This window comes from Idiomarina zobellii (assembly GCF_900100855.1).
Lineage (GTDB): Bacteria > Pseudomonadota > Gammaproteobacteria > Enterobacterales > Alteromonadaceae > Idiomarina > Idiomarina zobellii.
Map to the genome: position 1 here is coordinate 25,387 of NZ_FNCB01000020.1, position 6,324 is coordinate 31,710.

At 48.3% G+C, this 6,324-nt stretch carries 6 protein-coding genes and 1 pseudogene; all 7 read left to right on the forward strand.

Annotated elements, in window-relative coordinates:
- The first annotated feature begins 61 nt into the window (after positions 1-61).
- Positions 62-988, forward strand: a complete 927-nt coding sequence (folE2, locus tag BLT32_RS12155; protein WP_053954515.1) for a GTP cyclohydrolase FolE2 — start codon at positions 62-64, stop codon at positions 986-988.
- Positions 989-1,069: 81 nt separating this feature from the next.
- On the forward strand, positions 1,070-1,621 hold the full coding sequence (locus BLT32_RS12160; protein ID WP_053954514.1) for a DUF2726 domain-containing protein: 552 nt from the start codon (positions 1,070-1,072) through the stop codon (positions 1,619-1,621).
- A 3-nt stretch (positions 1,622-1,624) separates the two neighbouring features.
- Positions 1,625-2,602, forward strand: coding sequence for a cobalamin biosynthesis protein CobD/CbiB (locus BLT32_RS12165; RefSeq protein ID WP_235444018.1), 978 nt, complete (start codon positions 1,625-1,627; stop codon positions 2,600-2,602).
- Between the two features lie 50 nt (positions 2,603-2,652).
- On the forward strand, positions 2,653-3,663 hold the full coding sequence (locus BLT32_RS12170) for an adenosine kinase (protein WP_053954512.1): 1,011 nt from the start codon (positions 2,653-2,655) through the stop codon (positions 3,661-3,663).
- A 32-nt stretch (positions 3,664-3,695) separates the two neighbouring features.
- The gene (ahcY, locus tag BLT32_RS12175) at positions 3,696-5,075 is read left to right on the forward strand and encodes an adenosylhomocysteinase (protein WP_053954511.1); all 1,380 of its coding nucleotides are present in this window, start codon (positions 3,696-3,698) and stop codon (positions 5,073-5,075) included.
- On the forward strand, positions 5,075-5,644 hold the full coding sequence (locus tag BLT32_RS12180; RefSeq protein WP_053954510.1) for a GNAT family N-acetyltransferase: 570 nt from the start codon (positions 5,075-5,077) through the stop codon (positions 5,642-5,644). The genes ahcY and BLT32_RS12180 overlap by 1 nt, the downstream gene beginning before the upstream one ends.
- 417 nt (positions 5,645-6,061) lie before the next feature.
- Positions 6,062-6,324 (forward strand): annotated as a pseudogene (locus BLT32_RS12880) (IS110 family transposase); the annotation flags it as partial.

The following is a 6,324-nucleotide window of genomic DNA, read 5'->3' on the forward strand; positions in this document are numbered from 1 at the left end:
AAATTGATAGAGATCAACTCGGCCCTGACAATATTCACAAATTTTTTGGAGTTCACAACGAATGCCAACAGTTATGCCCGACGTAGCCAACCAAACACAGGCCCAGACAGAGGGAACCCTGGATTGGGTTGGCATGAGCAATATTGAAGTTCCATTGATGGTGGCAGCGGCCGGTGCTTCTGAACGCCCTGTATCAGCTCATGTGGAAGCTTTTGTAAACTTAAAAGACCCGAAGACCAAAGGCATTCATATGTCGCGTCTTTATTTGCTGTTGGATGAGTTATCAACCAACGGCGAGCTCAGTCACGAATCATTAAAGCAGTTACTGAATGACTTCATTGAGAGTCACAAAGACATCAGTAACCAAGCGTTTATTAAGTTTGACTTCGATTATCATCTGCGTCGTAAATCGTTAATAAGCAAAAAGCAGGGCTGGAAGGCCTACCCAGTAAGTTTAACCGGTCGTTATGACGCGGGCTCTCTGAACCTCGAACTGTCTGTTGATGTCCCTTACTCATCAACTTGTCCGTGCTCTGCAGCGCTTGCACGCCAACTAATACAGGACGCATTCAGTGAGAAATTCGCTGGGCAGGACACTGTCGACGCAGCAACTATGCACGAATGGCTTGGCTCTACCGAAGGTATTGTGGCTACTCCTCACAGCCAGCGTTCAGTTGCTGAAGTCAAAGTTCAGCTTAGTGAAAATGTCACCGACTTCCCAATTGTCGAGTTAATAGACGCTGTGGAAGGTGCTTTAAAGACCCCAGTTCAAGCCGCCGTTAAACGTGAAGACGAGCAGGAATTTGCTCGCTTAAACGGACAAAACCTAATGTTCTGCGAAGATGCATCTCGCCGCTTACAGCACACACTGAACCAGATGCCGAATTTCCGCGATTTCTGGCTGCGCGTGAACCATTATGAGTCTCTGCACGCACACGACGCGGTCAGTGTTACCACTAAAGGTGTTCCCGGCGGCTATAAAGCCTAAAGAATTAAGCTGTGTCATAAAGTATGGCACAGCTTTTGCTTCATACCTCATGTAGCGTCAATTTTCTGATGAGGTGTGAAAATGGAAATTATCCTGTTGTTATTTGTTGTAGTTCTTATTGCGGTCGCTGTTATTGCAAGCCGTATGTCGGAGAACTATGTGCCCTACCCTTATAAACTCAAAGACGTGTCATTGTGCACGGCCCAGGAAGACCAGTTTTTGACACTTCTGGAAAAGTCTGTCGGTAATGAGTTTCGTATTTTCACAAAAGTACGCTTAAGCGACATTGTTACCGTTCGCTCTGGGCTATCGGCTTCGGCACGTAAAGATGCCCAGCAAAAAGCCAGTCAACGAATTCTGGACTATGTTCTGTGTGATATCGACACTATGCAAGTGAAGGCAGCTATTGAGCTTGAACCGAATCAGTCATCGTTGCAGCAACAAAAACGAAACTTGTTCCTGAAAAACACGCTAGCTGCAGCGGGCTTACCCTTCCTTCGCTTTAAAGCCAAGCCAGGATACCGAGTTGCCGAATTACATGACTATATTCATGGAAAAATTCGCCAGGCTGAACATGTTCGAGCTGCAGTTCCGGCCAATAAAGATAAGAATAATCAGCCAATTGCCGCTTAAGCCTTGTCGTGGCAATATGACGGCATGACCGTCGAACTGTTTAAAGAATTACTGTTTTCACCTTTTGGTCTCGCTCTGCTGGCTTTGTTGGCAGAGCGATGGTTCCCCTGGCCTGAGCAATGGCATCCTTTTGCCGTGTTGCGGCTAATGGCCGCCTACATGAGCGGCAAAGTGAACAAGCCAGACCGCCCTTCCAGCCAGCAAAAAATTGCCGGTTTTTTAGCGTTAATGATCATGCTTCTACTGGTTCTATTGCCGGCCGCTATCGTTTTCGCCGGCGCGGAAGTGTCTTTAGCCATAGGTTGGCTGATTCTTTTTGTCAGCCTACGTCAACAAACAGTCCGGCACGCCACTCATATGGCCGAACAGCATTTATCAAAAGGTCGCAAAAATGCGGCACGCACCTGGTTAACGCGGGTTACCTGGCGCGATTGCGACCTACTCAGTGAACACGGTATTGCTAAAACCAGTATTGAGTTAAGGGCGACTAGCATTCTAGAAAGCCGCTTTGCTCCCCTGTTATTCTGGTGTCTCGGCGGACCGTTAGCCGCCCTTGGCGTACGTGTTTTGGCCGAACTTAAAGAGGTTTGGCCCACCGCGCAGGCTCGCTACCGACACTTTGGTCAGGCAACCGCTTGGTTGTACGCTATTACGCATTTTTTACCCTCATTTTTCCTTTCGTTATTTGCCCGGACAGTTGGGCTATTTCGTCGCAACACCCCCAAAATTGAACCGCTCAAGCGTAACCCAGTGTTTCCGACAATATTGCTCAGTTGGCTACAAAGTTTCAGTTATTGTCATAAAGTGACGCTTGGCGGGCCTATACAAGCCGCCGGTATTCGTATTAGTCGCCAGCGTTTTGGCGGCCGTCCGGCAGAGTTGCTACTGACTCAAGCGGCTCGCTGGCAAAGGCTTTGGCAAGGTTTCTTCATTACTTGTCTGTTAATTGGACTTTTTACGTTGTTCATTTATCGACCCTGACTGACTCATCGGGTATACTACGCGCCCTAATAAGGCAACCATTTGAAATTATGAAAACCATTGATGTAATCGGCATTGGCAACGCGCTGGTGGATCAGGAATTTGAAGTCACAGACGGCTTCCTGCAAAAGCATAACCTTAAAAAAGGCATGATGGAGTTAATTGACGAAGACGCGCAAAATACTCTTATTGCCGAACTCTCTGAACTTGGCGAATTGAAAAAGCAGTGTGGTGGTGGCTCAGCCGCTAACTCTCTGGTTGCTTTTGCTCAGTTCGGCGGCAATGCTTACTACTGCTGCAAAGTCGCTGACGACGAAGCCGGCATGTTCTATCGTCAGGATTTAGAGCAAGTCGGTATCGAAACTAGCCTTAAAAACCAGCAAAACCCGGGCATTACCGGACGCTGCCTGGTTATGGTGACTCCAGACGCAGAACGCACCATGCGCACGCACTTGGGTATTACGGCTGACTTATCCACCACCGAAATCGATGATCACGCCATTGCTGCTGCCAACTACTTATACATTGAGGGATACCTGATTACGTCAGATATTGCTCGCGGTGCTATTCAACATGCGAAGAAAGTCGCTCGCGAGAACGACACCAAGTTGGTAATGACCTGTTCAGACCCAGCTATGGTTAAGTTCTTCCGCGATGGTATTGACGAGATTCTTGACGGTGGTGTCGATTTAATGTTCTGTAACCGTGAGGAAGCCGAATTATTGACGGGGAAAGAAGATCCTCAAGCGGCATTGAGCGTATTACTAGACAAAGCTGACACCGTGGCCATTACGCTGGGCAAAGACGGCGCTATTATTGCCAACAAAGAGCGCCAAGTTCATATACCCGGCGTTCCAGTTAAAGCAATAGATACCAACGGTGCCGGCGATATGTTTGCAGGTGCTATGCTGTATGGATTAACTCAGGGAATGTCTCTGGAAAATGCTGGTCGCTTAGCAAGTCATGCTGCCGCTGAACTGGTTACTGAGTTTGGAGCACGCTTGGACAAAGCGCGCCAACAGCAGTTAATTGAACGCGTTATGAACGCTGAAACTGCATAGAATTCACGAAAATTACTGAAAAGAGAGTCGTTATGAGTGTAGAAAATTCGCAAGACTACAAAGTCGCTGATATAAGCCTCGCTGACTGGGGCCGTAAAGAAATTGCTATTGCTGAGTCGGAAATGCCGGCGTTGATGACGATTCGTCGCAAATACGCAGCGAGCAAACCTTTAGCAGGCGCACGCATTATCGGCTGTATTCACATGACTATTCAGACGGCTGTGTTAATCGAAACACTGCTGGAGCTAGGCGCAGAGGTGCGTTGGTCTTCGTGCAATATTTTCTCTACTCAGGACCACGCTGCTGCCGCTATGGCTGCCGCAGGCGTACCTGTTTTCGCCTGGAAAGGTGAAACCGAAGAAGAGTATGAATGGTGCCTGAAGCAAACTTGTCATAAAGACGGCGAACTTTGGGATGCAAACATGATTCTGGACGACGGCGGCGACTTAACGCTGATGATCCACGACGAGTTCCCTCAAATGCTGGAAAAAATTCACGGCATTACCGAAGAAACCACCACCGGCGTTCACCGCCTGCTGGATATGCTGGAAAAAGGCACCTTGAAGGTTCCAGCCATTAACGTGAACGATGCTGTCACTAAGTCGAAAAATGACAATAAATATGGCTGCCGCCACTCGTTGAATGACGCGATTAAACGCTCTACCGACCACTTGTTGTCGGGTAAAAAGGCGTTGGTTGTTGGCTATGGTGATGTGGGTAAAGGTTCTGCCGCAAGTCTGCGTCAGGAAGGTATGATTGTTAAGATCAGCGAAATTGACCCAATTTGTGCTATGCAGGCTTGCATGGACGGCTTTGAAGTGGTTTCTCCTTATATCGATGGCCAAAACAAAGGTAACGGCGAGAACATTAACAAAGACTTGCTGGGCAATACCGACCTGATTGTCACCACAACCGGTAATATGGATGTGTGCGACCGTTATATGCTAGCGGCGCTTAAGCCTACCGCCCTGGTTTGTAACATTGGTCATTTCGATAACGAAATTGACACCGCCTTCATGCGCAAAAACTGGCGTTGGGAAGAAATAAAGCCACAAGTTCACAAAATCTACCGCTCAGATGATGACAGCGACTATCTCATTCTCTTGGCAGAAGGTCGTTTGGTGAACCTGGGTAACGCAACCGGCCACCCAAGCCGCGTTATGGACGGCTCTTTCGCAAACCAAGTATTAGCGCAAATTCACTTGTTCGAGCAGAAGTTCGCTGACATGGACATTAAGCAGCAGGAAGAATACCTGCGCGTTGAAGTTCTGCCTAAGCAACTGGACGAAGAAGTAGCTCGCTACATGGTTCAAGGCTTTGGAGGTGTCATTACTCAGCTAACACCAGAACAAGCCGACTACATTCATGTAGAGGTTGAGGGTCCATTCAAGACTGACGAGTATCGCTACTAATGAGCGAAGTCATATATCGTCAAATAACGGCTGCCGATGAGGCGGCCGTTATTGATCTAGCCAACGAAGTTCATGGCGACAACTACTTATCGCCAGAGAGCTTTCAGCATTACTTACAAGCAGGTACCGTTGAAGATGTTCAGTTGAACTGGCTGGCTCTGAAGGACGGACAAATGCTAGGTGTTCGCCTGACATTGGCCCCTGGTCAATGGCCCATAGATAGTTTTTGTACACCATCCGAGTGGCCTTTCCCCGCAGAAGAGCTGTGCTACTTTAAATGCGCCGCCGTCTCAGAAAAAGCACGCGGTTTAGGCATTGGTAAAACCTTACTGCAACGCAGTATTGACAGCGCTAAAGAACTCGGCTGCAAAGGCGGTCTGGCACACATTTGGATGCAAAGCCCAAAAAACAGCGCTTACGAGTATTTCACACGATGCGGTGGCGAAATGATTAAACAGCATGAAAAGCGCTGGTATAAAGCCTCAGTAGAAGACGGCTACTACTGCCCAGTGTGTGACGGCACCTGCTACTGCAACGCCGGCGAAATGCTGCTGAAATTCGATACGTAAGGCAGCGAATAGCGAGCGCTGAGGTTGCATGGGGCCGGGACAGACTGCTCACTTGTTTCGCTTGAGCATTGAAGGCCTCTGTGGCGGAGACGCGACAAGCTCATCCATGAGGGCTTGACGAAGGCCATCCATGGCCTTCGACACTCCACCACAGAGGCCTTCAATACTCGTAACGCTTACAAGTGAACAATCTGCCCCTTTTGCTTCTTCTATAATGGCTAAGTTTGCTTTTTATCTGAGACTGGGAGAGTGAGCGCGCTAACGGTTACATAGGACTATTATGGAGGTGTGCAGCGCCATGGATGGCGCTGCCCAAGCCCTACAGGGATGATGGGATGGACACCTCGCTTTACACGGCGTCGCAATGCGCCATTATTAAAGTGATGTGTTCAATAATCTCAAACGAGGTGTCCACCCATGAAAGTTACAACAATTAGTATCGATTTGGCAAAATCTGTTTTTCAAGTTTGCGGAACTAATCAAGGGGGAACCGAAGTGTTCAACCGCCAAGTCCGAAGAAACAAATTGCTCGAGACCGTTATACAGTTCCCAGATGCTGATGTTGTGATGGAGGCATGCAGTGGCTCTAACTACTGGGGCCGTTTGTTTATTAAGCATGGTTTAACCGTCAAACTCATCCCCCCTCAGCATGTAAAACCATTTGTACGTGGAAATAAAAA